Annotated in this window: 20 protein-coding genes; 12 read left to right on the plus strand and 8 right to left on the minus strand. The window is 76.3% G+C overall.

Annotated elements, in window-relative coordinates:
• Nucleotides 1-77 precede the first annotated feature (77 nt).
• Nucleotides 78-527, plus strand: coding sequence for a cyanase (gene cynS / locus ABD254_RS03605; protein WP_344245744.1), 450 nt, complete (start codon nt 78-80; stop codon nt 525-527).
• A 61-nt stretch (nt 528-588) separates the two neighbouring features.
• Here the strand turns inward: cynS and ABD254_RS03610 are convergent, their stop codons facing one another.
• Nucleotides 589-4,236 (minus strand): ATP-dependent helicase, encoded by a 3,648-nt coding sequence (locus ABD254_RS03610; RefSeq protein ID WP_344245746.1) that lies wholly within the window; start codon nt 4,234-4,236, stop codon nt 589-591.
• Nucleotides 4,233-7,628: a PD-(D/E)XK nuclease family protein gene (locus ABD254_RS03615; RefSeq protein WP_344248481.1), complete on the minus strand. Its 3,396-nt coding sequence runs from the start codon at nt 7,626-7,628 to the stop codon at nt 4,233-4,235. The genes ABD254_RS03610 and ABD254_RS03615 overlap by 4 nt, the downstream gene beginning before the upstream one ends.
• Before the next feature lie 373 nt (nt 7,629-8,001).
• Here ABD254_RS03615 and ABD254_RS03620 point away from each other — a divergent pair, with 373 nt between their 5' ends.
• Nucleotides 8,002-8,226: a DUF3107 domain-containing protein gene (locus tag ABD254_RS03620; protein WP_344245748.1), complete on the plus strand. Its 225-nt coding sequence runs from the start codon at nt 8,002-8,004 to the stop codon at nt 8,224-8,226.
• Between the two features lie 81 nt (nt 8,227-8,307).
• Here ABD254_RS03620 and ABD254_RS03625 read toward each other — a convergent pair whose 3' ends face one another.
• Nucleotides 8,308-9,066, minus strand: coding sequence for a ferritin-like fold-containing protein (locus ABD254_RS03625; protein WP_344245750.1), 759 nt, complete (start codon nt 9,064-9,066; stop codon nt 8,308-8,310).
• Between the two features lie 304 nt (nt 9,067-9,370).
• Here ABD254_RS03625 and ABD254_RS03630 point away from each other — a divergent pair, with 304 nt between their 5' ends.
• Together ABD254_RS03630 and ABD254_RS03635 are read left to right on the plus strand one after the other, a co-directional pair.
• Entirely contained in the window at nt 9,371-11,032 is a 1,662-nt protein-coding gene (locus ABD254_RS03630) for a DEAD/DEAH box helicase (RefSeq protein WP_344245752.1), read from the plus strand.
• Nucleotides 11,033-11,184: 152 nt separating this feature from the next.
• Nucleotides 11,185-11,484 (plus strand): DUF1905 domain-containing protein, encoded by a 300-nt coding sequence (locus ABD254_RS03635; protein WP_344245754.1) that lies wholly within the window; start codon nt 11,185-11,187, stop codon nt 11,482-11,484.
• Nucleotides 11,485-11,502: 18 nt separating this feature from the next.
• On the opposite strand, the gene ABD254_RS03640 is transcribed toward ABD254_RS03635, so the two are convergent.
• The 3 genes from ABD254_RS03640 to ABD254_RS03650 all read right to left on the minus strand — a co-directional run bounded on the left by ABD254_RS03640 (nt 11,503) and on the right by ABD254_RS03650 (nt 14,426).
• The gene (locus ABD254_RS03640) at nt 11,503-12,699 is read right to left on the minus strand and encodes a CynX/NimT family MFS transporter (protein WP_344245756.1); all 1,197 of its coding nucleotides are present in this window, start codon (nt 12,697-12,699) and stop codon (nt 11,503-11,505) included.
• Nucleotides 12,696-13,415, minus strand: coding sequence for a FadR/GntR family transcriptional regulator (locus tag ABD254_RS03645; protein ID WP_344245758.1), 720 nt, complete (start codon nt 13,413-13,415; stop codon nt 12,696-12,698). Before ABD254_RS03645 ends, ABD254_RS03640 begins: the two co-directional genes overlap by 4 nt.
• A gap of 159 nt (nt 13,416-13,574) precedes the next feature.
• Nucleotides 13,575-14,426, minus strand: a complete 852-nt coding sequence (locus ABD254_RS03650; protein WP_344245760.1) for a PHP domain-containing protein — start codon at nt 14,424-14,426, stop codon at nt 13,575-13,577.
• A 104-nt stretch (nt 14,427-14,530) separates the two neighbouring features.
• Here ABD254_RS03650 and ABD254_RS03655 point away from each other — a divergent pair, with 104 nt between their 5' ends.
• The 3 genes from ABD254_RS03655 to ABD254_RS03665 all read left to right on the plus strand — a co-directional run bounded on the left by ABD254_RS03655 (nt 14,531) and on the right by ABD254_RS03665 (nt 18,145).
• Nucleotides 14,531-15,370, plus strand: coding sequence for an alpha/beta fold hydrolase (locus ABD254_RS03655; RefSeq protein ID WP_344245762.1), 840 nt, complete (start codon nt 14,531-14,533; stop codon nt 15,368-15,370).
• 31 nt (nt 15,371-15,401) lie between these two features.
• A complete protein-coding gene (locus ABD254_RS03660; RefSeq protein ID WP_344245764.1) occupies nt 15,402-17,000 on the plus strand; it encodes an aminopeptidase P family protein in 1,599 nt (532 codons plus the stop codon).
• 158 nt (nt 17,001-17,158) lie between these two features.
• Entirely contained in the window at nt 17,159-18,145 is a 987-nt protein-coding gene (locus tag ABD254_RS03665) for a type IV toxin-antitoxin system AbiEi family antitoxin domain-containing protein (protein ID WP_344245766.1), read from the plus strand.
• 55 nt (nt 18,146-18,200) lie between these two features.
• Here the strand turns inward: ABD254_RS03665 and ABD254_RS03670 are convergent, their stop codons facing one another.
• Nucleotides 18,201-19,049, minus strand: coding sequence for a YflT domain-containing protein (locus ABD254_RS03670; RefSeq protein ID WP_344245768.1), 849 nt, complete (start codon nt 19,047-19,049; stop codon nt 18,201-18,203).
• Nucleotides 19,050-19,251: 202 nt separating this feature from the next.
• Between ABD254_RS03670 and ABD254_RS03675 the strand changes: the two genes are divergently transcribed.
• The 3 genes from ABD254_RS03675 (at nt 19,252) to ABD254_RS03685 (ending at nt 21,653) form a co-directional block, all read left to right on the plus strand.
• A complete protein-coding gene (locus tag ABD254_RS03675; protein WP_344245770.1) occupies nt 19,252-20,523 on the plus strand; it encodes a magnesium transporter MgtE N-terminal domain-containing protein in 1,272 nt (423 codons plus the stop codon).
• Complete coding sequence (locus tag ABD254_RS03680) at nt 20,516-21,022, plus strand: DUF1003 domain-containing protein (protein WP_344245772.1); 507 nt, start codon at nt 20,516-20,518, stop codon at nt 21,020-21,022. The genes ABD254_RS03675 and ABD254_RS03680 overlap by 8 nt, the downstream gene beginning before the upstream one ends.
• Nucleotides 21,023-21,098: 76 nt before the next feature.
• A complete protein-coding gene (locus ABD254_RS03685; protein WP_344245774.1) occupies nt 21,099-21,653 on the plus strand; it encodes a P-loop nucleotide/nucleoside kinase family protein in 555 nt (184 codons plus the stop codon).
• Here ABD254_RS03685 and ABD254_RS03690 read toward each other — a convergent pair.
• Nucleotides 21,640-22,317, minus strand: a complete 678-nt coding sequence (locus ABD254_RS03690) for an MOSC domain-containing protein (protein ID WP_344248482.1) — start codon at nt 22,315-22,317, stop codon at nt 21,640-21,642. The two genes, ABD254_RS03685 and ABD254_RS03690, sit on opposite strands and share 14 nt — an antisense overlap.
• Before the next feature lie 78 nt (nt 22,318-22,395).
• Between ABD254_RS03690 and ABD254_RS03695 the strand changes: the two genes are divergently transcribed.
• Together ABD254_RS03695 and galK are read left to right on the plus strand one after the other, a co-directional pair.
• Complete coding sequence (locus ABD254_RS03695; protein WP_344245776.1) at nt 22,396-23,541, plus strand: P-loop NTPase; 1,146 nt, start codon at nt 22,396-22,398, stop codon at nt 23,539-23,541.
• A gap of 125 nt (nt 23,542-23,666) precedes the next feature.
• Nucleotides 23,667-24,902: a galactokinase gene (galK, locus tag ABD254_RS03700; RefSeq protein WP_344245778.1), complete on the plus strand. Its 1,236-nt coding sequence runs from the start codon at nt 23,667-23,669 to the stop codon at nt 24,900-24,902.
• The last annotated feature ends 28 nt before the right edge of the window (nt 24,903-24,930 follow it).

The following is a 24,930-nucleotide window of genomic DNA, read 5'->3' on the forward strand; positions in this document are numbered from 1 at the left end:
ATCACGCCTGAGGCAGGGACCGGCCCGGCCCCAGCAACCAGCAGGCCTCCACCTGCACCCCACCGAACGGAGCACCGATGGACCCGATCATGACCAAGGCCGCCGTCGCCGAGCAGGTCGTCACCGCGCGGCTGCGCGCCGGCCTGACCTGGCAGGAGATCGCCGACAAGGTGGGCACGCCGCTGGTCTGGACGACCGCCGCCCTGCTGGGGCGCCACCCGATGAGCGCCGAGCAAGCCGCGGCGGCGTGCGAGCTGCTGGGACTCGGTGACGACGTCGCCGAGGGCCTGCGCCTGCAGCCGTACCGCACCCGCGACGACGCCGTGGCGACGGACCCCACGATCTACCGGTTCCACGAGGCGCTGAGCGTCTACGGGCCCGCGCTCAAGGAGCTCATCCACGAGGAGTTCGGCGACGGCATCATGTCCGCCATCAACTTCACGGTCGACGTCTCACGGCGACCGGACCCCGACGGCGACCGCGTCGTCGTGACGTTCGACGGGAAGTTCCTCGACTACCGCTGGTGACGCCCTCCGGCGGATCGGCCCCGGCGGCCACCTGCGCGGGGGATGGACGGCACGACGCCGTTCAGCCCCCGCGCACCAGCGCCTCGAGCTCGGTCTCGTCGAGCAGCCTCCCCGGCCGGGCGGTGGTGCCGCTCGCGACGTAGCAGAACGCCGCCGAGACGCGCTCGACCGGCAGGCCCGCGTACCGCGCCCAGGCGAGCCGGTACACGGCGAGCTGGACCTCGCGCGCGGCCCTCGCCGCCGCGTCGGTGGGCTCGCGGCCCGTCTTCCAGTCGACGACGACCACCGCCGGAGCCTCGCCGTCGCGCGGGGCCGGCGCGTCGGGGTCGACGAAGACGGCATCGATCCGGGAGCGCAGCATGACCCCGGCCACGGGCGTCTCGACATCCACCTCCACCGCGACCGGGGTGCGCGACGCCCACGGCGAGGCGAGGAAGCGCTCGCGCAGGGTCTCGAGGTCGACGTCCGCCGCGACGTCCCCGTCGTCGGCGCCCGGCAGGTCGTCCACGTCCACCAGGGTGGACGCCGTGTAGAACTGCTCGACCCACTCGTGGAACAGCGTGCCGCGGCGGGCGTGCACCGTCGGCTCGTGCGGCACCGGGCGCCGCAGCTGCAGCGTGAACGCGTCCCGGTCGGCGGCAAGACGTACCAGCCCCGACGCCGACACGTGGGCCGGCATCTCGACCTCCCGGTCGTCGCGCTCACCGCGCTCCGCGAGGAGCGTGCCTGCCAGACCCACCAGGTCCCGGCCGGACTCGTCGCGCAGGACGCCGGGCGGCGCGCCTCCGCCGGCCGCTGCCGCGGCCTCCACCCACGCGGCCGTCGTCCGCAGCACCTCGCGGGGGGACGGGGCGTTGGGCTCGGTCGGCTCGGCCGGGTCCGCGGGCTCGGCCGGCTCGGCCGCCGGCCAGGTACCGGTGACCTCGACGGCGTCGCGCGGGTTCGACGCCGACGGGTCCGGCACGTCCGCCCAGCCCCGCCCGTCCACGACGCCCGCGTCGACGAGCTCGGCGAGGAACGGCGAGAGGCGGCGCGGCTGGGCTCCCGTGCCCCACCAGTGGCCGGTGAGGTGCAGCTCGCGCCGCGCCCGGGTGAACGCCACGTAGGCGAGGCGGCGCTCCTCGGCCAGCTGGTGTGCGCCGCAGGCGGCGCGAAACTCGTCGCGACGCGCGGCGAGGTCCTTGGTGTCGGAGGCCTCCCGCCAGGTGAACTCCGGCAGGTCGTCGGCGTCGCCGCGCAGGTGGTACGGCAGCGCCGACAGGTCCGTGAGCCAGCCGCTGCCGGTGCGCCCCGCCGACGACTCCGCCTGGGACGGGAACACCCCGTCGACCAGGCCGGGCACCGCGACGACGTCCCACTCCAGCCCCTTGGCGGCGTGCGCCGTGATGACCTGCACCGCGTCCGGGTCCGGCTCGCGGACCGGCATGTCGAGCCCGCGCTCCTGGTCGCCGGCGACCCCGAGCCAGGCGAGGAACGCGCCGAGGGTCGCGACGTCGGCGGACTGGGCGAACGTGGCCGCGACGTCGCGGAACGCGTCGAGGTGCTCGCGCCCGCGCAGGCTCACCCCCGCGGCGGTCACGGGGCCGCCCGGGCCGGGTATGAGCGTGTCGGCCAGCACCTGGGCGGTCGCCACCTCGACGTCGAGCCCGAGCGCGCGCTCCGCCGTGACGACCAGCTCGGGCAGGGACAGGTACGTCAGGCCGCGCAGCTCCCGCAGCAGCCGCGCGAGCGCCGCGAGCCTGCGGTGCCCGTCCGCCGACAGGACCCGGCCGTCGCGGGCCGGCCGGCCGGGCGCGGGCAGGTCGTCGAGCGCGTCGACGACGGAGCGATGGTCGACGACGTCGCCCTCGATCACGGCCGGGGCCTCGTCGCCAGGATCTCCCTCGCCGGAACCTCGGTCGCCACGTGCCGCGTCGCCGGGGCGCGCGCCGTCGGCCCGCGCGAGGTCGGCGGCCCACGACCCGAGCGCGTGCAGGTCGGCCGCCCCGAGGTTGACCCGCGGGCCGGTGAGCAGGCGCAGGAGCGAGTCGCCCCGCGACGGGTCGTGCACGGCCTCGAGCAGCGCGACGACGTCCACCACCTCCGGGGTGGTCAGCAGGCCGCCCAGCCCGACCACCTCGACCGGCAGGCCGCGCTTGCGCAGCGCCACCTCGACGGCCGCGAACTGCGACCGCGCGCGGCACAGCACCGCGCCGGTCACCCGGTCCGAGCCGTCGGGGCGCGTCGCCCGCCGCCACCGGGCCGCGACGAACTCGGCGACGGCCTCCGCCTCCTCGTCGCTGGTCGCGGCCACGTGCGCGGTGACCGCCCCCGCGCCGGCGCCGGGTCGCAGGTCGAGCGGGGGGACGGCCACGCCCGACGTGTCGTGTCGCGCCTGCTCCCGCAGGGGCGCGGCGGCGACGTTGGCGGCCGCGAGCACCGCGGCGTCGTTGCGCCACGACGTGCTCAGGTAGCGCACTGCCGCGGACGCCCCGGCGGGGGTGCGGAACCGATCGGGGAACCGGGCGAGGCCGGAGGCCGACGCCCCCCGCCAGCCGTAGATCGACTGGTGCGGGTCGCCGACGGCGGTCACCGCGTGCCCGCCGCCGAACAGCCCCGCGAGCAGCTCGACCTGCGCGAACGACGTGTCCTGGTACTCGTCGAGCAGGACCACGCGGAACCGGGACCGTTCCGTCGCGCCGACGGCGGGGACGGAGCGGGCGAGCTCGGCGGCGTACGCGATCTGGTCGCCGAAGTCGAGGGAGTCCGAGACGCGCTTGCGGCGCCGGTACTCCGCGACCAGCTCGAGCAGCCGCCCGCGCTCCGCCACGGAGTCGACGAGCTGCTGCACCTCCTTGGTCCGCTTCTTCTGGCGCGGCCCGAGCGGCAGGGCGTCGAGCCGCGAGACGACGTCGGCCAGCTCGTCGCGCGCGTCGTCCACCTCCACCAGGTGCTCGCCGAGCGCCCCGGACAGGGCGATGACCGCCCCGACGACGGTGCTCACGGCCTTGTCGGTACCCAGGTCGTCGGCCCACGACTCGACGACCTGCGCGGCGAGCTGCCACTGGTTGGCCTCGCCGAGCAGGCGGGAGCCCGGCTCGATCCCCAGGCGCAGCCCGTGGTCGGCGACGAGCGACGCCGCGTAGGCGTTGTACGTCGCGACCGTGGGGCGGGCGAGCAGGTCCAGGCCCGACGCCGCGCGACCCTGGGCCCGCGCGAGCTGCGCCAGCCGCGAGGTGACGCGGGCGGTGAGCTCTCCCGCGGCCTTGCGGGTGAAGGTGAGCCCGAGCACTTCCTCCGGCGCGACCAGGTCGTTGGCGATGAGCCACACGACGCGGGCGGCCATCGTCTCCGTCTTGCCCGAGCCCGCGCCCGCGACGACGAGCACCGGCTCGAGCGGCGCCTCGATCACCGCGACCTGCTCGTCCGTGGGGCTGGGGCGCCCCAGCAGCGCGGCGATCTCCCGGGCGGTGGTGCGGGCGAGCGGCGCAGGCGCACCGGGCGCCGGGGTCTCCGGCGCCGGGTCCGGACCGACCACGCCCGGCTCCGGCCCGAGGCCGGCCACGAGGCCAGCGAGCTCCGGGAACCCGAGCTGAACCCCGCGGTCGGGCAGCTCCAGGGCGTCCCAGTCGGGCTCGGCCGCGCCGGACCGGGGGGCGTCCTGACCGGCCCCTCCCGGGCCCGGCTCGGGCGCCTGGTCGCGGGGCTCGCCCTGTGCCGGCTCGGTCATCCGACCACGTTCCTTCCCTCGGGCTGCACCGGGCACGAGCGCCGCACGGGGCACACGGTGCACAGGTCGTTCTCGCGCGCGGTGAATCGGGCCGCGGCCATCGTGTCCGCGGCGCCCTCGACCAGGGCGCGGGCCCAGCTCGAGCCGTCGGCCTCGACCGGCAGCCCGGGCTGCGCGCGCACGGTGGGCGCGACCGTGGGCGTCCCGACATAGACCAGGCGCGCCCCGGCGCTCCGAGTGCCCTCCGGCAGGTCGAGCGCCCCCTCGCTGACGGCGAGCTGGTACGCCCCGAGCTGCGGGTGCTCGGTCGCCTTGGCACGCGACGGCGCGTTGCGGCCGGTCTTGAGGTCGGCAACCGCCACGGCGTCGTCGTCGGCCTCCTCGACGCGGTCGATCTTGCCCCGCAGGCGCGCCCGGCCGACCGTGAGCTCGAACGCCGGCTCGACCAGCAGCGGGCGCCCCGCCTCGGCGTAGTAGGCGGCGAGCCGCTCGATCATCTGCTCGGCCCGGCGGCGCAGCTGGCGCGCTGGCCACCCGTCCCCCAGGGCCAGTTCCGGCCACCGCCGGTCGAGCTCCGCCCGCAGCTCGCCGAGCGAGCCCTGCGGCAAGGTCTCCGCGATCTCGTGCACGAGCGTGCCGAGCGTCTGGTGGGTGGCGTCGGGCGCGGTCGCGCCGGCGGACTCGAACGCCCAGCGCAGGGCGCAGGAGCTGACGGTCTCGACCTTCGACGGCGAGACGGTGACGACGTCCCGAGGCCCCCAGAGCGGTTCGTCGCTCGAGGCCGCCGCCACGCCGTACCAGGTGCGCGGGTCGGCCTCGGACACCCCCGCGGCTGCGAGGTCGGCGAGCAGCGCCGCGGCAGCGTCTCCGGGCGTCGGCCCGGCGTCGGGGGGCGCCGCCCCACCGGCACCCGTGGCCTCCCGGACCAGCTCCGCGCGGGCCGCAGCCACGACGCCGCGCAGGTCCAGCGGCGGGCCGACGGTCACCCGCCGCGGGTCACCCGCCTCGGCGCCGTCGCCGGCCGACGCGCGGTCGCCCGGCGGCGACAGGAGGTCGAGGAACACGGACGGCGACTCCTCCGCGTCCTGGACCGCCGTCACGACGAGCCGGCGCCGGGCCCGCGACGTCGCGACGGCGAACGCGCGCAGCTCGTCCGCCAGCACCTGCCGCCGCGCCTCGGGCCCCACGCCGTGCGCGTCCGAGGCGCGCCCCGCGAGCAGCTCGACCAGCGCCTGCGACCCCAGCAGCGAGTCGCGCAGGCGCAGGTCGGGCCACACGCCGTCCTGCACTCCCACCACCACGACCACGTCCCACTCGCGCCCGGCGGCGCCGGCGGGCGTGAGTGCCTCGACGGCGTGCGCGCCGACCGCCGCCGCCGCGAGCGAGTCCGCCGGCAGGTCCTGGGAGGCGAGGTAGTCGACGAACGCCGCGACCGGGGCTCCCGGCATGCGGTCCACGTAGGTCTCGGCCGCGCGGAACAGGGCCAGCACCGCGTCGAGGTCGCGGTCCGCACGCACGCCCGCCGGGCCTCCCGCGAGCGCCTGGTCGCGCCACCGTTCGGCCAGGCCGGTGGCCGCCCACACCGCCCAGAGCACCGTCTGCGCCGTCGCCCCCGGTTCGCGCGACGCCGCGCGGCCGGCGGCGAGGACGCGGGCGACCGCGTCCGGCCCGCGGCGCACGGGCGCGGGCAGCGTCTCGGCCCGGTCGACGGCGTCCAGCACCTCGACGAGCAGCGCGTCCGACGAGCGCCCGCCACCGCCCGACAGCTCTTCCGCGCGCAGCGCGCGACGCAGCCGCCGCAGCGCGACGGCGTCGAGACCGCCCACCGGGGACGTGAGGAGCCCGGCCGCCGTCTCGGCGTCGAGGGCGGACGACGGCTCGCCGAGCTCGTCCGCGATCATCCGGTCGAGCGCTCCCCCGCCGGCGCAGACGCGCAGCGCCGCGAGCAGCGGGGCCACGGCCGGCTCGTCGCGCAGCGGCAGGTCGGAGCCCAGCAGGGCGACCGGGACCGACGCTGCGACGAGATCACGGCGCAGCGACGCGAGGCGGTCACCGCTGCGCGCGACGACCGCCATCCGCTGCCAGGGCGTGCCGTGCAGCAGATGCTCGGCGCGCAGCTCGCGGGCCACGAACGCGGCCTCCTGGGCGAGCCCGCTCAGCACCGCCACCTGCACCCCGGCGGGTGCCTGTTCGGCGTCGACCACGTCGGCGCCCGGCTGGCGGACGCCGGTGTCCCCGGCGGCCGTGCCGTCGTCCGCCCCGGGGCCCGCGCCGTCGTCGGCCCCGCCGTCCGCCCCGTCGGGCTCGGACGCCGCGTCCGGACGCGCGGTCGCGCCGCGGTGCAGCGCGCCGGAGACGGTGGCGATGCGCGAGGTCACCTCGCGGGTCACGACGTGCAGCGCCTCGGGCTGGCGCCACGCGGTGCCGAGCACGACGGTGCGGGCGTCGAACGCCCCCACGACCCCGGACCGCGCGGGCGCGGCCGCGCGACCCACCAGCGCGGGCGCCGCTCCCCGGAAACCCTGCACCGCCGAGTCCGGGTCGGCGAGGAGCGCCAGGCGGGCCCCGTCGTCGTGCAGCACGTGCAGCAACCTGGCGGTCGCGACCGTGGCCTCTTGGTAGTCGTCGACGACGACGAGGTCCCAGCCCGGCCGCGGCACGCCCGGCAGATCCTCGTCCCAGGCCTGGAGGGCGTGCGCCGCCTCGTCGACCACGCCCGCCGGGTCGTACCGGGCACCCGCGTCCGGGGTGCCGAGCCGCAGCGTCGTGACGTCGAGGTACTCCTCGTACAGGTGCGCTGCCAGGGTCCACTCCGGCCGGTCGTGCCGGCGGCCGAGCTCGTCCAGGTCGACCGGGCCCACCCCCCGCTCGGCGGCGCGCATCAGCAGGTCGCGCAGCTCCTGGCGCAGGCCGCGCAGGCCGAGCGACTCGGCGGGCAGCCCGGCCGGCAGCCGGAGGTCGGTCCCCTCGCCCTCCAGGTGCCCCGCGAGCAGCTCGGCGAGCACGAGGTCCTGCTCCGGACCCGAGACGAGTGTGGGGGGCGGGTCGCCGAGGGCCGCCGCCCGCGTGCGCAGCACGGCGAAGGCCGCCGACGCGGCGGTGCGGACCATCGGGGCGCCCACCGTGCGGCCGGCCCGGGCGGTCACCCGGTCGCGCAGGCGGGCCGCGGCCCGGCGCGACGCGGCGACGACGAGCACGCGCGACGGGTCCGTCCCGGCGGCCAGCGCGCGGACGGCGAGCGCCGTCGCCACCGTGGTGCGCCCCGTCCCGGGAGCACCGACGACCAGCGTGGCCGGGTGCTCCAGCGCGGCCTCCGCCGCCGCCTCCTGGGTCGGGTCGAGAGCGACGTCCGGCTCCGGTGCCCCCGCGGCGGCCGGGGGAACCAGGCGCAGCTCGCGGCGGGACGCGGAGCGCGCCCCGGGGTGGGCAGACCCCGGGTGGGGTGCGGGGCGGCTCGCTGACGACACGCCCCCGATTCGACCACGCCCCACCGACACGCCCCGCCGGCACCGGCCGCCGACATCGACCGCCGACATCGACCGCCGACATCGACCGCCGACACGGTGGCCCGGCGGGCGTCCGCCGAGCCCCATGGAGCGGGGCCTTGCCGCCCCCCGCTCTGCGCCCGGGTTTCGCCCTGCGCAAAGGACGGGCCTTCTCGCGCCCGGGCGCGGCGTCGCCTGTCTAGGATCGACACGACGTCCGGGTCAGCCCGGTGAGACCTCTCGCGTCGGCAGGCCCGACGCAGCTCGCGAAGGAGACAACGTGGAGATCACGATCGGTGTGCAGAACCAGGCCCGCGAGCTGGCCATCGAGTCCGACGAGACCGCCGACGCGGTCGCCACCGCCGTGCGCGACGCGATCGCCGACGGCGGCGTGCTGGAGATCACGGACGTCCGCGGCCGGCGCATCCTCGTGCCCGTCGCCACGCTGGGCTACATCGAGCTCGGCGCCGAGGAGCAGCGCAAGGTCGGCTTCGGCGCGCTCTGACGCCCGTACGACGCAGGCCCGGGTCCGCACGGACCCGGGCCTGCGTCGTACCCGCCCGAGGGACCGGCGGCGTCGCCCCGCTCAGGCCGCGAGCCGCATGCGGTCCATCCGCCGGGTGTGCTGGGCGGTGAGCCGCGCCATGAGCCAGGCCTGGACGTCGGCGGACCTGTCGGCGCCTGCGCGTCGGCCTGCCGGCTCGCCGGCCCGGTCCGTCCCGCCGTCGGCGGCCGCGCGCGACCGCGCGGCCTCGGCCAGGCCCGCCAGCGCCGGGTGTGCTGCCAGCAGCGTCGGCACGAGGCCGAGCGCCTCCCCCACGACGCGGCGGCCCCACAGGGCGAGCCGCGATGCGAGGACGCCGTCGGCGGCGGCGGCCTCGGCCAGCACGGTCGTCGCGGGGTCGTCGGCGTCCTCCTGCCGGACGGCGGCCCGCAGCGCGTCCGCCTCGTCGGACGGGAGGCCGACGGCGAGCTCGCGGCACAGGTCCTGCGCGACGCCGTGGCCCACGACCCCCTTCAGCAGCCCCTCCTGCCAGGAGCCCGGCGTCGTACGGGCGTCGAAGTCGGCGAGCACGCCGTCGAACGGTGCCATCGCCTCCGCCGCGTCGAGCCCGCGGTCGGCGGCGACGGCGAGCAGCCGGCGCTGACGGTCCAGCACCCCGCCGGCCGCGGCGGCCAGCGCCTGCCGCGTCACCAGGTCGGGCGCGTCCACGGAACGGCTGGCGAGCAGGCCGAACGCGGCCAGCTCCGTGTACGCGGCGAGCCCGGCCAACGCTGCCGTACCGCCCCCCGGCGCACCCGTCGTCGTACCGTCGGTCCCCGGGGTGCCGCCCTGCTCGCTCACGCGCCCAGGATAGGTGCCGGGGCGTGGCCGGGCAGGCCCCGGTCCCGCCCGCGGCGCCCGCCCCGTGGTCCGGGACCTCGTCGCGTACCATGGTCGGGTACTTCGGTTGCCCGGTCGTCACGTGCTGACCTGACCGCTCCGACCCGCGGGCCCGTCCCGCGGTACTCGTGCGACGTTTCCTCCACGATCGGCTGCCGACCACCTCGGCGCACATGCGACCCGAACCAGCGCGGCCCGTCGACGGCCCTCCGGCCCGATCGGGAGCTCCGGTTTCGCGCGCGCCGACGAGCACACGAAGGCACCTGTGACCACCACCGACATCACGCCCGACGGCGCCGCCGCCGCGAGCGACACCGACAAGCCCGACTACTCCAGCGCCGCCGCGATCCAGGCGCAGGGCGTCTCGTTCGCCGACTTCGGGGTGCGCCCCGAGATCGTCCAGGCACTGGCGGACTCGGGCATCACCCATCCGTTCCCGATCCAGGCGATGACGCTGCCCGTGGCGCTGCAGGGGCACGACATCATCGGCCAGGCCAAGACCGGCACGGGCAAGACCCTCGGCTTCGGCGTCCCGCTGCTGCACCGCGTCGTCGCCCCGGGCGAGCCCGGCTTCGACGAGCTGCCCGCCCCGGGCAAGCCGCAGGCCCTGGTCGTCGCCCCGACCCGCGAGCTCGCCGTCCAGGTCGCGAACGACCTGGCCACCGCGTCGAAGCGTCGCTCCGTGCGGATCGCGCAGATCTACGGCGGCCGCGCCTACGAGCCCCAGATCGAGATGCTGAACACCGGCGTCGAGGTCGTCGTCGGCACCCCGGGCCGCATGGTCGACCTGCTCAACCAGGGCCACCTCAACCTCACGCGCGCGGCGACCGTCGTGCTCGACGAGGCCGACGAGATGCTCGACCTCGGCTTCCTGCCCGACGTCGAGAAGATCCTGTCGCGCACCCCCGCCGTCCGGCACACCATGCTGTTCTCGGCGACGATGCCCGGCCCGGTGGTCTCGATGGCTCGCCGCTACATGTCGCAGCCCACCCACATCCGTGCCGCCGAGCCGGACGACGCCGGCGCCACGGTCAAGGACACGCGCCAGGTGATCTACCGCGCGCACGCGCTGGACAAGGTCGAGGTGCTGGCGCGCCTGCTCCAGGCCGAGGGCCGTGGCCGCACCATCGTCTTCGCCCGCACCAAGCGCACCGCGGCCAAGGTCTCCGACGAGCTCCGCGACCGCGGGTTCGCCGCCGGCGCCATCCACGGCGACCTCGGCCAGGGCGCCCGCGAGCAAGCCCTGCGCGCGTTCCGGCACGGCCACATCGACGTCCTCGTCGCGACCGACGTCGCCGCGCGGGGCATCGACGTCGACGACGTCACGCACGTCGTCAACTACCAGTGCCCCGAGGACGAGCGCACGTACCTGCACCGCATCGGCCGCACCGGCCGTGCGGGCAACAAGGGCACGGCCGTGACGTTCGTCGACTGGGACGACATCCCGCGCTGGCAGCTCATCGACCGCACGCTCGACCTGGGCTTCCCGGAGCCGGTCGAGACGTACTCCAGCTCGCCGCACCTGTACACCGACCTCGGCATCCCCGAGGGCACCAAGGGCCGTCTGCCCAAGGAGGCGCGCAAGCTCGCCGGCCTCGAGGCCGAGGAGCTCGAGGACCTCGGCGAGACCGGCAAGCGGACGGGCGGCGGCGACCGCGGGGGTCGCGGCGGCGACCGCGGGGGCCGCGGCGGCGAGCAGCGCGACGGCGACCGCTCGCGCGGCGGCCGGGACGGCTCGCGCCCCGAGCGTCGGGACGGCTCGCGGCCCGAGCGCCGCGACGGTGCCCCGGCCGGGGACGCCCCGGCGGGCGGTGAGCAGCCCGACGGCGGGGAGCGTCGCCGGCGCAGCCGCAACCGCCGCCGGACCCGCGGCGGGCGCCCCGCCGAGGGCGGCACCCCGGGCGCCCAGGCCCCGGCCGAGGGCTGATCCTCCCCGGCACGTCACTGACGCACGAACGGCTGCGGCCCGTCGGATCCGTCCGACGGGCCGCAGCCGTTCGTGCGTCCGAGGTTCCGCGGCCGGCGAGCGCCCCCAGGTCTGCGGCCCGTCGCGTCGGTGGCCGGCCGTACCCTGCCGCTATGCGCATGACGTTCTCCGCGCGGTCCTGGCTGTGGCAGGTGCGCACGGACTCGCAATGGTGGTTCCTGACCGTACCGCCCGACGAGTCGGACACCCTGGCGGACCTTCCGCTGCCGCCGCGCGGGTTCGGCTCGATCAAGGTGACGGCCACGATCGGCGCCACCACGTGGTCGACGTCGGTGTTCCCCAGCGACGAGCAGAAGGGCTACATCCTGCCGCTGAAGAAGGCGGTGCGGCTGGCCGAGGGCATCGAGCCGGGCGGCACCGTCCGGGTCACCCTCGAACCGGTCGGGCTCTGACCCGCCCCGGCCCTCGGCTCACCGCACGATCTCGTCGCGCCCGGCGAACCAGGCGGCCACCCCCTGCACCAGCGACGCGGCCACGAGCACCAGCAGCGGTACGGTCCACGACCCGGTGGCGTCGTGCGCGATGCCGAGCCCCAGCGGGCCGCAGGCCGCCAGCACGTAGCCGGCGCTCTGCGCCATCCCCGACAGCTCCGAGGTGCGCGCGGCGGAGTCGGTCCGCAGGGCCATGAGGGTGAGCGCGAGGCTGATGCCGCCGCCCTGGCCGAGGCCGAGCAGCACCACCCACAGGATCGCCGCGTCGGGGGCGAGGATCAGGCCGAGCAGCCCGGTCGTGATGAGGGCGACGACGACGACGCCGATCGCCCGCTGCCGGCGCATCCGCCCGGCGAGCACCGGCGTGACGAACGACCCGACGATGCCGAGCAGGTTCGTCAGGGCCAGGAGCCACCCGCCCACGACCACGCTGCGCCCGGCCGCGACGAAGATCTCGGGCAGCCACGCGTTGACGGCGTAGAAGGACAGGGACTGCGTGCCCATGAGCACGGTCACCGCCCAGGCCAGCGGGCTGCGCCACACCGACCGGACGGCGTTGTCGTGCTGCTGGGCCCCGGCCGGCCGCACCGGCCCGAGCACGCCCCCCGCGGGGTGCAGGCCGCGCGGGGCCCACACGGCCGCCCCCAGGACGGCGAGCAGCCCCCAGGAGGCGAGCGCGGCCCGCCAGTCGAGGCCTGCGGCGGTGGCGAGCGGCACGGTCAGCCCCGCCGCCAGCGCCGCCCCGCCGGACAGCGCCATCGAGTACAGGCCGGTCATCAGCCCGACGCGGTCGGCGAAGTCGCGCTTGATCAGGGCGGGCAGCAGCACGTTGCCGAGACCGATGGCACAGCCGACCGCGAGCGTGCCCAGCAGCAGCGTCGCCAGTCCCGGCACGAGCCGCAGGGCGAATCCCGCGCAGAGCAGCACGAGGCTGGCGAACAGCGCACGCTCCAGCCCGAACCGTCGGGCCAGGCCGGGCGCCGCCGGCGCGAGCAGCCCGAAGCAGAGCACGGGGAGCGTCGTGAGGATGCCGCCCGCGGTGGCGCTGAGGTTCTCGTCCGCAAGGATCTCGCCCAGCAGCGGGGACACCGCCACGACCCCCGGCCGCAGGTTGAGCGCGGCGAGGAGGATGGCGATCACCGCGCCCGCCCCGAGCCGGGTGCGTCGCCCGGTCATGCGCCCGCCTCCGCCGTCGACCCGGCACCGTCGGACACCAGGTACGCGCGCACGGCCTCGATCGTCGCGCCAACGGCCCGCTCGGCGGCGTCGGCGTCACCGTCCGCGACGGCGTCGACGACCTCCCGGTGGCCGGGGACGTCGCGGTGGTGGCGGCCGTGCGCGTCGGTGGCCAGCGTGCGCAGCAGCACGTGGTCGATCCCGTCGTACAGCTCGGAGAGCAGCCGGTTCCCCGCGGACCGCACGAGCTCGGCGTGGAAGGCGACGTCGGCCGCGCGGAAAGCCTGCTCGTCGCCGTCGCGGGCTGCGCGCTCCTGGTCGGCGAGGGCGGCCCGCAGGACGCGGACGGCCGCCTCGTCGCGCCGGTCGGCGGCGACCCGCGCCGCGCCCCGCTCGAGGATCGAGCGCACCTCGAGCACGTGCAGCGCGTCGGCGGTGCGCGCCCGGCGCCCGAGCGCGGCGTCGAGCCCCGTGACCGCGCGCACGTACGTCCCGTCCCCGCGCCGCGGCTCGAGGATGCCGGCGTGCTCCAGCGCCCGCACGGCCTCGCGCACGGTGTTGCGCCCGACGCCGAGCGCCGCGACGAGCTCCGGCTCGGCGGGGATGCGGGTGCCGACCGGCCAGCGGCCGCCCTCGATCAGCTCGCTGAGGCGCTCGACGACGAGCTCGGAGACCCGGCGGGGCGGGACGATCGGGGGCGCGGGAGACTCGGGCACCGAAAGACCCTAACATCCCATGTTTGAGCGCAACGGCCCCCGCGCGCGACGGCGCACCGTCCAGGGCGCTCGCCACCGCCGACGCGGGACCGCGGGACGCACGGAAGGCTGCGGCCCCGCGCGCCGCCGCCGTCGGGCACGGGGCGCGCGGGCCGAAGGCTACGGCCGCAGCACGTCCAGCACCCCGCGGTCCTCGATGCTCTCCAGCACCTCGGGCGACGTGGTGTGCTCCCCGATCAGGTTGAGCTTCCCCGTCCCGTGGTAGTCGCTCGAGCCGGTGACCAGCAGCCCCAGCTCGCCCGCCAGCCCCCGCAGCCGGTCGCGCGTGGCTGCGTCGTGGTCGCGGTGGTCGACCTCGAGCCCCGCGAGCCCCGCCTCGGCGAGCTCCGCGATCGTCTCGTCGCTCACGACGCGCCCCCGGGCGCCCGCCCCGGGGTGCGCCATCACCGGCACGCCTCCGGCGGCCAGGACCGCGCGGACGGCATCGGCTGCCTCGGGCGCGTAGTGCGGCACGTAGTAGGGGGCGCCAGGGTGCAGCATCGTCGCGAAGGCCTCGTCGCGGGAGGCGACGACGCCTGCCGCGACGAGCGCGTCCGCCAGGTGCGGGCGCCCGACGGTGGCGCCCGTGCCGGTCTGGGCGACGACGTCGTCCCACGTGACCGGGAAGTCCTGGGCGAGGCGGTCCGCCATCCGGCGGGCCCGCGTGAGGCGCGAGTCGCGGGTGTGCTCGCACTCCGCGCGCAGGCCGGCGTCGTCGGGGTCGTGCAGGTAGCTCAGCACGTGCACGCTGATGCCGCCGGAGCTGGTGCTCACCCGGGTGGAGACCTCTGTGCCGCGCACGAGCGCCACACCGGTGGGGCCGACGGCGGCGGCCGCCTCCCGCCAGCCGGCGGTGGTGTCGTGGTCGGTGAGCGCCACCACGCTCAGCCCCGCGGCCGCGGCCGCCTCCAGCACCCGCGCGGGCCGGTCCGTCCCGTCGGAGGCCCGCGAGTGGGCGTGGAGATCGATCACGCGCCCAGTGTAGGGAGGCTCGTGAAGGAGACGGCACAACCTCTCCACCGGCCCCGCCACCCGCGCGCGCCGGACGGCCCGACGGGTGCGCGACCATCGTGGGGATGCCCTCCCGGACCCGCCCCTCGCCCCTGCCTCCCGTCGGCGTCGTCTTCGTGCACGGCATGCGCACGTCGTCGGCGATCTGGCACCACCAGCTCGACCACGTGCGCGACGCCGGGCACGACGCCGTCGCGGTGGACCTCCCGGCGCACGGGGCCAGGCACACGGAGCGGTTCTCCATGCCCGCCGCGTTCGAGGTCATCGACGACGCCGCCCGGTCGTTCGCTCCGGGCACCCCGGTCGTCGTGGTCGGGCTCTCCCTCGGCGGCTACACCTCGCTCGCGTGGGCGGCGCGGCACGCGCTCGGCGCGGCGGGAGCCGGCGGGACACGACTCGCCGGCGTGGTCGCCGCCGCCTGCACCGCGGACCCGAAGGGCAAGCCGGTGGCGCTCTTCCGGGACGTGGCGCGCGCGACCGTCGCCGGCCGGGACGCCCTGCGACGCGGGGCGACCGACCTGGCCCTGGCGTGGCGGACGGCGCTCGTCGGGGGCGGCGGGCCCGCGGGCGGCGCCGACCTGGCCGCGCTGCTCGGCCCGGCGGCGGGCCGCGCGAGCCACACCGGGTCCGGCGCGCACCGGCCCGGCTGGGACGTCGTCACCGACGCTCTCACCCACCTCGCGGGTCGCTCGTCGGTGGGGCACCTGCGCTCCATCCGCGTGCCCGTCTGGCTGGTCAACGGCGCACGCGACCAGATGCGCCTCGAGGAGTCGCGGCACCTGAGGGCAGCCGAGCGCGGGGCCCTCGTCGTCGTCCCGCAGGCCGGGCACGACGTCAACACCGACGCCCCCGACGCGTTCAACCACGTCCTGACCCGCGCGCTGGCGGACTTCTCCCGCGCGTGAGGGTCCCCGATCCGGTGGGAGACTGAGCAGCATGACCGACGCAACCCCTGTCGACGAGACCGTGCCCGCCGCCACGCCTGCCGAGCAGCCCGCGGAGCAGCCCGCCGAGGAGCTGTCCGAGCGGGTGAACAACCGCTCCCAGCGCCCCGACTCGGCCGCCTTCAAGGCGTTCATCACCTCGCACTGGGGTCCGCGCCCCGAGCTCGAGGTGGAGGCCGGGACGGCCGCCCCCTTCACCGCCGCGCGTCGCGCCGGGCTGTCCGCCCGCTTCCCGGGCGCACGGCTCGTCGTCCCGGCGGGTCCGCTGAAGGTCCGCTCGAACGACACGGACTACCGGTTCCGGCCCCACTCGGCGTTCGCGCACCTCACGGGCCTGGGCACCGACCAGGAGCCGGACGCCGTCCTGGTGCTGCACCCCACCGCAGCGGGTGAGGGCGACCCCGCCGCTGACGGCACGGGCACCGACCACCACGCCGTCCTCTACGTGCGCCCGCTCGCGGCGCGCGACACCGAGGAGTTCTACGCCGACGCCCGGTACGGCGAGTTCTGGGTGGGCGCGCGGCCGTCGCTGGACGACGTCACGACGCTCACCGGCATCGAGGCGCGCCACGTCGACGAGCTGCGCGACGCCCTCGCCAAGGACGTCGGCGCGGACGGCGTGCGGGTGCTCGTCGTGACCGGCGCGGACGAGGCCGTCGAGACCCTGGTCGAGGCGATCCGCACCGAGGCCGGCGTCGAGTCCCAGGAGGACGCCGCGACCGACGCCCAGCTCGCCGAGGCCGCCTCCGAGCTGCGCCTCGTCAAGGACGAGCTCGAGATCGAGCACATGCGCGAGGCCGTGGCCCGCACCATCGAGGGCTTCGAGCAGGTCGTGCGCGCGCTGCCCCAGGCGGTCGCGCACCGCCGCGGGGAGCGCGTCATCGAGACGACGTTCGACGCCCACGCGCGCCTCGAGGGCAACACCGTCGGCTACGAGACCATCGCCGCGGCCGGCGAGCACGCCACCACGCTGCACTGGATCACCAACGACGGCGTCGTGCGCACCGGGGAGCTCGTGCTCGTCGACGCGGGCGTCGAGGTCGACTCCCTGTACACCGCGGACATCACCCGCACCCTGCCGGTGGACGGCGAGTTCACCGACGTGCAGCGCCGCGTCTACCAGGCCGTGCTCGACGCGGCCGACGCCGCGTTCGCCGTCGCGCGACCCGGGACGAAGTTCCGCGACCTGCACGCCGCCGCGATGGAGGTCATCGCCGCGCGGCTCGAGGAGTGGGGCCTGCTGCCGGACGGCGTGACCGCCGAGGTGTCGCTGTCCACCGAGGGCCAGCAGCACCGCCGCTGGATGGTGCACGGCACGTCGCACCACCTCGGGCTCGACGTGCACGACTGCGCGCAGGCCCGCCGCGACCTGTACCTCGACGGCGTCCTCGAGCCTGGCATGGTGTTCACCATCGAGCCGGGCCTGTACTTCAAGGCCGACGACCTCGCCGTGCCCGAGGAGTACCGCGGCATGGGCGTGCGCATCGAGGACGACGTGCTCGTCACCGCGGACGGCCACGAGAACCTGTCCGCCGCGCTCCCCCGCCGTCCCGAGGACCTCGAGGCCTGGATGGCGAACCTCCGCGACTGAGCGTCGCGCGGCTCGCCTCGATCAGTTCGGCAGAGGGTGGATCGGTTCGGCAGTATTCCCTGCCGAACCGATCCACCCTCTGCCGAACTGATTTCCTTGACGCCTCATTGTCCACAGGCCGCCGTCCTTACCGACCTCCGGTGCGGCACCCTCCTGGGGTGGACGACGACGAGATCGTGATCGCGCGCGACCTGCCTCGCCGCGCGCTCGACCGCTCCCGGCGTGACGGCGAGCTGGAACGTCTGCGCCACGGTGCCTACCGACCGGTGCCGCCTGCACGTCAGGACGAACATGCCGCCGAGACCGCGCGACGGCGGGCGAAGACGGTCGTCCGGGCCGTGCATCGCCAGCTCGGTGCCGACCACGTCTTCAGCCACGAGACGGCGGCGCTCGTCCACGGGTTCCGCCTCTGGGCTCCGCCCGGCACCACACACGTCATCCAGGGCTACCGGCGTTCGGGGGCCGCCGCCGGGGACCTCACCCGGCACAGGATGCGTCTGGAGCCCGGCCAGCGGACCACCGTCGACCGCCTGCCAGTCACCTCGCTCGAGCGCACGGTCGTCGACTGCGCCCTGACGATGCATCCTCTCGAGGCGCTGGTGATCTCGGACCATGCGCTCGCGCGAGGGCTCGACCTCGACGCGTGCCGGGAACTCCTCGGGCGCACCCGACGTCGCAACGGCGTCGCACGGGCACGATGGATCCTCGAGCACGCCGACGACGGCTCCGACTCCGCCTGGGAGACCTGGCTGCGCTACGTCTCCCTGCGTGCCGGGCTGCCCCGACCGGTCACTCAGGCAGCGATCCCCACTGCGGCCCGGGTCTACCACTGCGACCTCGGCTGGCCCGCGTGGAACGTATACGCCGAGTTCGACGGGCTGGCGAAGTACCGCGCCGGGGGCGTCCGTCCCGGGCACGACCCGCGCCAGGAGCTGCTGCGCGAGAAGGAGCGATTCGACGCCATCCGCGCCACGGGTGTCAACCCGGTCCGGGTCGTGGCGACCAGCAACGCACGGCTGGCGAAGGTGATCGACGCCCTCGCCGCGAGATTTCCCGACCACCTGCGACGGACGTTCCGCGCCGACCCGCTGCTGCCGCTACCGCCGATGCGAGACCTCTCGACCGATCAGTTCGGCAAGAACTAGATCAGTTCGGTAGGTATGTCTACCGAACTGATCTAGTTCCTGCCGAACTGATCGGTTACGGCTGCGGGGGCCGGTACGGGTCGTCGGGCTCCGCCGACTTCCCGGGCGCGTCGGACGGCGCGGGCTGCTCCGGGGGCGTCGCCTGGGCCGGCGGGGCAGGGTCGGCCGGACGACCGGACTGCTCCGGTTCCGCCGGCGCGGCGGGGGCGTCCGGGGCTGGGGTGTCGGACGCCGGGCGCATGGCGCCGTAGCGCGGCTCGCCGCTGGGCGTCGTCCACCGGGGGTCGGGGGTGCGGGGAGCCGCCGGCGCGGCGCCGGTCGGCGGCACGGCGGTCGGAGCCGCGACGGACGGCGGGCCGGCGGCGGCGGTCGCCTGCGGGTGCACGGCCCCGGTCGCGGTGCCCCGGCGCGCCTTGCCCAGCCCGTTGGGCGACTTCAGCAGCATCGAGCGCGCGTCGCCCGCCTGCTCGGTGGCGCAGAGGATCGCGTACGTCGACGCCACGATCTGCGACGACGACGTGAAGTCGCGCCGGCCGCCCGTGAACGCGTACGACAGCACCGAGAACATCAGGCCGAACCCGGCACCGAGCGCGATGCCGACGAACAGCACCCCGCTGTTCCCGGCCCCGCCGAAGAGCGACAGCAGCAGCCCGACGAAGAAGCCGAACCACGCGCCGGACAGCGCGCCCGCGAGCGCCACGCGCCCGTAGCTGAGCCGGCCGGTGACGCGCTCCACCATGCGCAGGTCCGTGCCGACGATCGTCACGTGCTCGACGGGGAACTTGTTGTCCGACAGGTAGTCGACCGCCTGCTGGGCCTCGAGGTAAGTGTCGAAGGCGGCGACCTCGTCGCCGCGCGGCGGGGTGGGGACGCGGGGCACAGCGTTCGGCCTGCTGAAGGTCATTCGCACAGTCTGTACCACCCCGACCGGCGGCACCACCACATCAGCGGGCCGCACGCCCCGCGCGCAGCCCGCCTACCAGGACCGACGGCGCCGTCCCGCGTAGGCTGACCCGCGTGGACGCGAGGAGCCCCCGCGGAGGTACGCCGAGGAACGAGGTGTGCCGCAGCGAGGCACCGCAGCGAACTCGCAAGGAGGGGACGCAGTGAGCGCGGCAACCAGGGTCTTCGTGGCACGCCTCGCCGGCACCCAGGTCTTCGACCCGATCGGGGACGAGGTGGGGCGGGTGCGCGACGTCGTCGTCCTCGTCCGCGCCAAGGGCGCCCCGCGGGCGGTCGGGCTCGTCGTCGAGGTGCCCGGCAGGCGGCGCGTCTTCCTGCCCCTGACCAGGGTCACGAGCATCGACGCCGGTCAGGTGATCTCCACCGGGCTGCTCAACATGCGCCGCTTCGAGCAGCGGGCGATGGAGTCGCTGGTGCTGGGCGAGCTGCTGGACCGCCGCGTGCGGCTCACGGACGGCTCGGGCGAGGCCACCGTCGAGGACCTGTCGATCATCCGGCAGCGCACGGGCGACTGGCTGGTGGACCAGCTCTTCGTCCGGCGCGGCCAGCACGCCCGGGGCCTGACGCTGCGACGGCGCGGCGAGACGCTCGTCGTGCCGGTGGGCGCCGTGACCGGGCTCGCCGGATCCACGCAGGAGCAGGGGGCCGCCAAGCTGCTCGAGGCCTACGAGGACATGCGCCCGGCCGACCTGGCCGACGCCCTCCACGAGCTGGGCGACGCCCGCCGCCAGGAGGTCGCGACGGCCCTCGACGACGAGCGCCTCGCCGACGTCCTCGAGGAGCTCCCGGAGGACGACCAGGTCGCGATCCTGTCCCGCCTAGAGGCCCCCCGCGCGGCCGACGTCCTGGAGGCCATGCAGCCCGACGACGCCGCCGACCTGCTGAACGAGCTGCCCGACGAGCAGGCCGCGCGCCTCCTGGAGCTCATGGAGCCGGAGGAGGCGAAGGACGTGCGCCGCCTGCTCAGCTACGACGAGGACACCGCGGGCGGCCTCATGACGACCGAGCCGGTGATCCTCGGCCCGGAGACGACGATCGCGACGGCGCTCGCGCAGATCCGCAGGCAGGACCTGCCCCCGGCGCTGGCCTCGATGGTGTTCGTGGCGCGGCCGCCGCTGGAGACCCCGACGGGCCGGTTCCTCGGCGTCGCGCACTTCCAGCGGCTGCTGCGCGAGCCGCCGCACGAGTCGGTCGGGTCGGTGCTCGACCGGGACACGGAGTGGCTCACGCCCGAGGCGCCCGTGGGCCGGGTGACGCGCCTGCTCGCCGCCTACGACCTGCTCGCGCTGCCGGTGCTCGACGGCGAGAAGCGCCTGCTCGGCGCGGTCTCGGTGGACGACGTGCTCGACCACATCCTCCCCGACGACTGGCGCGAGCACGTCGACGAGGACCTCGAGGAGGTGCCGCGTGGCTGACCGCCTCGACCAGCCGAAGGAGTTCCGCCGCTCGTTCATCCCGCGCCCGCAGATGGACCAGGACGCCGTCGGCAAGGCCACCGAAGGGATCGCCCGCTTCCTCGGCACCCCGCGGTTCCTCATCTACCTCACGGTGTTCTGCATCGTCTGGCTCGCGTGGAACTCGTGGGGGCCGGAGGCGCTGCGCTTCGACAGCGCCGCGAACGGGTTCACCGCGCTGACCCTCATGCTGTCGCTGCAGGCCAGCTACGCGGCGCCGCTGATCCTGCTCGCGCAGAACCGGCAGGACGACCGCGACCGGGTCACCGCCGAGCAGGACCGGCAGCGCGCCGAGCGCAACCTCGCCGACACGGAGTACCTGGCCCGCGAGATGGCGGCCCTGCGGACCGCGCTGGGCGAGGTCGCCACCCGCGACTTCGTCCGCTCGGAGATCCGCAACCTCCTCGAGGAGCTCGAGGAGAAGGACGGCGGGCGAGGCCGCGAGCAGTCGCCGTCCTGACGGGCGCAGCCTTCGGCGGGCTCAGCGCAACCGCGCCGGCCGCGATCGCACGCCCCGAGAAACGGATGGAGACGGCATGTCGCAGCAGGTCGTGCTGGTGAACGGGCTGCCGGGGTCGGGCAAGACGACGCTCGCGCGGCCGCTCAGCGAGCGCCTCGGCGTGCCGTGCCTCTCGAAGGACACCGTCAAGGAGGCGCTCGCCGATGCCGTCGACCGCCGCGCCGGGGCGCTCCTCGGGGCAGCCGCGATGGAGGCCGTGTGGCGGCTCGCGGCGGCGCCGTTGCCGTGCGTCGTCGTCGAGTCGTGGTGGTTCCGTCCGCGCGACCTGGAGCACGCCCGGCGTGGCCTGGCGACCGCCGGTGCGGGGGCCGTCGTCGAGGTGTGGTGCGACGTCCCGCCGGCGCTCGCCGAGCGGCGCTACCGGGCGCGCCCGCGGCGGCACGCCGTGCACGACGACGGGCGTGACAGGACCGCCGACTGGGCGGCGTGGGGCATCGACCCCGAGCCCCTGGGCCTCGGGCCCGTGCTCCGGGTGGACACCTCGTTGCCGGCGGACGTCGGCGACGTGGCGCGACGCGCCAGCACGCTGCTCACGGGCGCGGCCGAACCGGGAGGGGTCAGGGCACGCTGACGGCGTCGCCGACTCGCACGGTCCCGAGGACGTCGGCGTAGACGGCAAGGCACGTGTCGCGTTCCCGGCCGAGCGGCGCGAGCCACCGGCCCCGCGCCCGGGCGCCGTCCTGGTCGAGGTCCACGGTGCGGCAGCGCTCCACGCGCTCGGCGACCCGCAGCACGGCGGCGCCGACGGCCACGTCGCGCCCGACCCAGGACTCCTCGACGAACGGCTCGGACGTGGCGACCACGAGGTTGACGCGCAGGCGGCGGGGGTCGGCATCGAGGCCCCAGCGCTCCGCGCACCACGCCAGCGTCGCGGATCCGACGAGGGACACGCCGCCGCCGTCCTGGTGCGGGACGCCCGACTCCGGCGTCACCCGCACCGCCACCTCCGTGGCCGCGGACAGCGCCGCGTCCAGCCGCGGGTCGCCGACCTCCCAACGCCCCGCGCCGCCGGTCACCACGACGCCGCCGCCCGGCGACGTCGCCGCCGCGTAGTCGAGGACGGCGTCCCGCCGGCGGAAGCGCCGCGTGCTCTTCGCGGACGCGAAGCGCCCGTCGTCGTCCTCGACGGCGAACCAGCGGTCGCCCTCGAGCCCGCGCTCGTCGACGAGCACGGCGTCCAGCGCCTCGCCGCCCATCGACTTGACCGGGTATCGGCGGATCGTCGCGATCGTCATGGCCACGGACCGACGCTAGCCGACGGGGCCGCCGCCAGGGCGGGCCGGCCGCCGCCGGCTCGCTCGTAGGATCGACCCATGAGCAACCCCACCCCGACCGACCTGGTCGACCGCGTGCGCGCGGCGCTCGCGTCCGTCGTGGACCCGGAGATCCGCCGCCCCATCACCGAGCTGGACATGGTGCGCTCGGTCGAGGTGCACGACGGCGCTCGCGTCACCGTCGGCATCGACCTCACCGTCGCGGGGTGTCCGATGAAGAGCACGCTGGTGCGTGAGGTCACGGCGGCGACGGAGGCGGTCGAGGGCGTAACGGGCGCGGACGTCGAGCTCGGCGTCATGACCCCCGAGCAGCGCGCGGCGCTGCGCTCCCGCCTGCGCGGCGGCACCGGCGACCCCGTGATCCCGTTCGCCCAGCCCGGGTCGCTCACCAAGGTGTACGCGATCGCGTCGGGCAAGGGTGGTGTCGGCAAGTCGTCGGTGACGGCCAACCTGGCGGCGGCGATGGCGGCCGACGGCCTGTCCGTCGGCGTGGTGGACGCCGACATCTACGGCTTCTCCATCCCCCGCATGCTCGGCGTCGACCGGCAGCCCACCCGCGTGGACTCGATGCTGCTGCCGCCCATCGAGCACGGCGTCAAGGTCGTCTCTATCGGGATGTTCGTGCCCGCGGGCCAGCCGGTCGTGTGGCGCGGGCCGATGCTGCACCGCGCGCTCGAGCAGTTCCTCGCCGACGTGTTCTGGGGCGACCTCGACGTGCTCCTGCTCGACCTGCCGCCCGGCACCGGCGACATCGCGATCTCGGTGGCGCAGCTCCTGCCCGGCAGCGAGATCGTGGTCGTCACGACGCCCCAGGCCGCCGCCGCCGAGGTCGCCGAGCGGGCCGGGTCCATCGCGACGCAGACGTCCCAGGGCGTGGTCGGGGTCGTGGAGAACATGTCGTGGCTGGAGCAGCCGGACGGTTCGCGGCTGGAGGTCTTCGGCTCCGGCGGCGGCCAGCGTGTGGCCGACCGCCTCACCGCCGTCGTCGGATCGGACGTGCCGCTGCTCGGCCAGGTCCCGCTCGACGTCGCCGTCCGCGCCGCGGGCGACGACGGCACGCCCGTCGTCCTGTCCGACCCGGACTCCCCCGGCGCCCTCGTGCTGCGCGACGTCGCCCGGTCGCTCGCGCGGCGCACCCGCGGGCTGGCCGGCATGAACCTCGGCCTCACTCCCGTCTCGGGCTGAGGCGGGGCCGCGCGCAGGAACGGACCTCGCGCCGCGCCGCGCACCGGCCGCGCACCGGCCGCGATACCCTCGCCCGTGGCACGACGGTGCCCTCCCACCCTCGCTCGCGAAGGAGCTGCCCTGCCATGAGCACGCCCGAGTGGCTCGAGTCCTGGTCCGACGACGACGGCGCGCGGCGCGTCCGCGACCTGTTCGCCCGGACCTTCGGGCCGGACGGCGGGGAGCCCGCCGGCGTCTGGTCCGCGCCGGGCCGCGTGAACCTCATCGGCGAGCACACGGACTACAACGCCGGGCTGTGCCTGCCGACCGCGCTGCCGCACCGCACCTACGTCGCGGTCCGCCTGCGCGACGACGACACCGTGCGGGTGGCGTCGGCGCAGACCGACGAGCCGTGGCAGGCGCGGCTGCGCGACGTCGCACCGGGCGCGGTGACGGGCTGGGGCTCGTACGTGGCGGGCGTCGCGTGGGCGCTGGCGCAGGCCGGGCACGACGTGCGCGGATTCGACGCCGTCGTCGACTCGTGCGTGCCGTTCGGCGCGAGCCTGTCCAGCTCGGCGTCCCTCGAGTGCGCGTTCGCCGTGGCGCTCGACGAGCTGCTGGGCCTGGGCCTGGGCCACGACGCGGGGCGGGTCGAGCTCGCCGCCGCGTGCGTGCGCGCGGAGAACGAGATCGCGGGGGCCGCCACGGGCGGGCTGGACCAGGCGGCGTCGCTGCGCTGCGGGCCCGGCCACGCGCTGCTGTTGGACTGCCGGCCGGAGCTCACCGCCCTCGAGAACGCGTCGGCTATCCCCTTCGACCTCGCGTCCGAGGGCCTGGAGCTGCTCGTCATCGACACTCGTGCCCCGCACCAGCTCGTCGACGGTCAGTACGCCGAGCGCCGCGCGTCGTGCGAGGAGGCGGCCCGCCTGCTGGGTGTGCCGAACCTCCGGGCGATCGCCCCCGAGGGTCTGGACGACGCTCTCGCCGCCCTCGCACCCCACGACCCGCACGACGTGCTGCGCCGCCGCGTGCGCCACGTCGTCACGGAGACCGCCCGCACGGCCGAGTTCGCGGACCTCGTGCGCGGCAGCCGCGTGGCCGACGTCGGCCCGCTCATGAACGCCTCCCACGCCTCGCTGCGCGACGACTACGACGTCACCGTCACCGAGACGGACCTGTCCGTCGACGCGTCGCTCGCGGCCGGCGCGCTCGGCGCGCGCATGACCGGCGGCGGCTTCGGCGGCTCCACCATCGCGCTCGTGCGCGCCGGCGAGGTCGAGCGGGTCGTCGCCGGCGTCCAGCGGGCGTTCGAGGACGCCGGCCTGCGCGCGCCCGGCTTCCTGCTGGCCCCGCCGTCCGCGGCGGCGGGCCGTACCGCCTGACACCCCTACCCGGCGGTCGAGCAGGACT

Origin of the sequence: Isoptericola hypogeus (genome assembly GCF_039531145.1) — a bacterium.
Classification (GTDB): domain Bacteria; phylum Actinomycetota; class Actinomycetes; order Actinomycetales; family Cellulomonadaceae; genus Isoptericola; species Isoptericola hypogeus.